The sequence below is a fragment of the Bartonella mastomydis genome (genome assembly GCF_900185775.1).
Taxonomy (GTDB): Bacteria; Pseudomonadota; Alphaproteobacteria; order Rhizobiales; family Rhizobiaceae; genus Bartonella; species Bartonella elizabethae.
Genome location: NZ_LT883130.1, coordinates 1 through 2,679, shown reverse-complemented (window position 1 = coordinate 2,679; position 2,679 = coordinate 1). Strand labels below are relative to the sequence as shown.

1 pseudogene is annotated in these 2,679 nt (G+C 41.7%); it reads right to left on the bottom strand.

Annotated features, from left to right (window positions below):
* Positions 1-2,679, bottom strand: a pseudogene (locus tag FJG96_RS00025) (hypothetical protein); the annotation flags it as partial.

Genomic DNA, 2,679 nt, shown 5'->3' with positions numbered 1-2,679 from the left:
GAAGATTGCTGAAAGATGTACCAACACTCGCAAAGGCTTTTGCTACATCATCATAGCTCTTCTCTTCAACCTTGCTACCATCCTCGCTGACAGTGTTAACCTTAAAGCTTGGAGCAATCCACTGACCATTCTCAAACTTAGCACCACCACCAAAATAGGTCGCAAGCGTATTGTTCATCGAATAAAGTTGAGAACCATTGATCGCATCCGTGGAATCTTCAGTAACACTACCATTCGCAAGTGAAGTGATCTTGCTAGAGGTTCTGTCTTTGCCTTCTCCATGCTGAGCACTAAAGGCTTTGTCAGATTCACTCCATAACAACGCATTCTGCTTAATATTTTCACTAACCTCATTCGTATTCTTTGAAATCTCTTCATGAAGCTGTGTGAATGAACGATCAACACCACCAAATGCTTCCGCTACACTCTGATAACTCTTATCCTGAACCGTATAAGTCGGTGCAACACCTTTCAATACATCGGCTCCACCTCCTAAGTACTTCGAAGTATTCTCAGAAACTGTTTTAAGATCATTCCTTACTGTCGTAACGTTCTGATTGGTCGCAAAAAGCTGACTACCATTTACTGCGTCTGTCGATGTTTCGGTGAGCACTCCGGCTTTTACACCTGTGAGGCTCCGTGACGCTCCATCGGTATTCGCAAACGTAACTTCAGTTCCGCTCTTTTCACCTCCAACCGCAATAACATGGGTCTTCTCATCTTGCTTAACAAGACTGTCTCCAACAACTTGGTTAATCTCATTCTTAAGCTCTTTATGAATATTCGTGAAAGAACTTCCAACTCCAGCAAACGCTTCCGCTACTGTCTTATAGCTATGCTCTTCAACCTTGCTACCATCAGAACTTACTGTATGAACCTTGAAGCTTGGAGCTACCCAGTTGCCTTCTTTATATTCAGCACCGCCACCTAAATAGCTCGCTAACGTATTATTCATCGAATAAAGCTGAGAGCCATTCACAGCATCGGTCGATGCTTCTGTAAGCGATCCGGCTTTTACGCCTGTGAGGGTCCGAGCGGCATCACCACTGTTGGCAATGTTAATGCTGGTACCACCTCTTTCCGCACCGATCTTGATCACCTTGCTCTCAGTATCCTGCTTAACAAGACTATCACTCACAACATTGTTAATATGATTGTTAATATTCGTAACGGCATTCGTCACTTCATTATGAAGATTCGTGAAAGAACTTCCTACTCCTTCAAAAGCTGCTGCAACATTATCATAGCTCTTCTCTTCAACCTTATCACCAGCAGTATTAACTGTATTAACTTTGAAGCTTGGAGCTACCCAGTTGCCTTCTTTGTATTCAGCTCCACCACCCAAATAGCTCGCCAATGTATTGTTCATTGAATAAAGTTGGGAACCATTAACTGCATCCGTAGAGCCCTTAGTAACATTACCATCCAAAATGTGGGTAATCTTGCTGGCTGTTCTGTCTTTGCCTTCTCCATGTTGCGCACTAAAGGCATTGTCATCTTGGCTCCATGATAAAGAATCTTGAGCAACTCCCTCTGAGACTTCCTTAATTCGATCATTCACATTCTTGATATTCGTATCAAGACCTGAAAAGGCTGAACCTACATCTTTAAACTCTGTCGATTTTACCTGACCATGTCTATCAACACTCGATAATTTATAGCTTGGTCCTGTAAAGACACCTTTCTCAAAACTTGTATCTCCACCTAAGAACTTTGCAACATCTTGAGAGATCGTGTTAATCTGACCTCCGGTAACCGCATCATGTGATTTGTCAGCAATCTGACCATCTGCAACATTATGCAAAGCGACTGGAGCTGCTTTTTGACCTTTTCCAAGCGTTACATTTGTATAATCAATTTTACCATCCTTCTTATCGTAAAGAACAACCGCTGAATCATCTGATTGAAGACTGTTAGAAAGTTTCTCCAAACTTTGATCAAGTTGCGCTTTATTAACAGCTTCATTATCTTTCTCTGCCGCCTTAACGCCAGAAAGCGTACGATCCTCACTATCCTTGTTGGAAATATTAACTTCAGTGCCTGCTACTTCTTTACCAATGGTAATCGGATCTGTTTCTTTTGCTTGCTTAACAAGGCTATCACTGACCACTTGGCTAATCTGTTTGTTTACCTCATTATGAACATCTGTAATAGAGGTGCTAACACCTGCAAACGCATCCGCAACAGTGTGATAGGTCTGTTCTTCAGGATTACCATCCTTATTGAACTGCTTAACTTTGAAGTTTGGTGCCGTCCATACTCCATTCTCATATTTCGTACCTCCACCTAAATAGGTCGAAATCATACTGTTCAGAGAATAGAGTTGGTTACCCGTAATAGCATCCGTAGAGCCAGAAGAAATATTTCCATCCGCAAGAGACGTAATCCTGCTGTTTTCTTTTTTCTCTCCATGCGTTGCTACAAACGCATTATGCTCATTGCTCCATAACAACGAATCCTGCGCAACTCCCTCTGAGACTTCCTTAATACGATCATTTACATTCTTAATATTCTTATCAAGACCAGTAAACGCTGAACCAACATCAGTAAACGACTTATCCGTTACCTTACCTTCTGTAGAAACATCAGATAATTTATAGGTTGGCTGTATAAGACCGCCTTCTTTAAAGGATGCTTCACCTCCTAAAAACTTAGCAATACTCTCACCAATGGTATTGA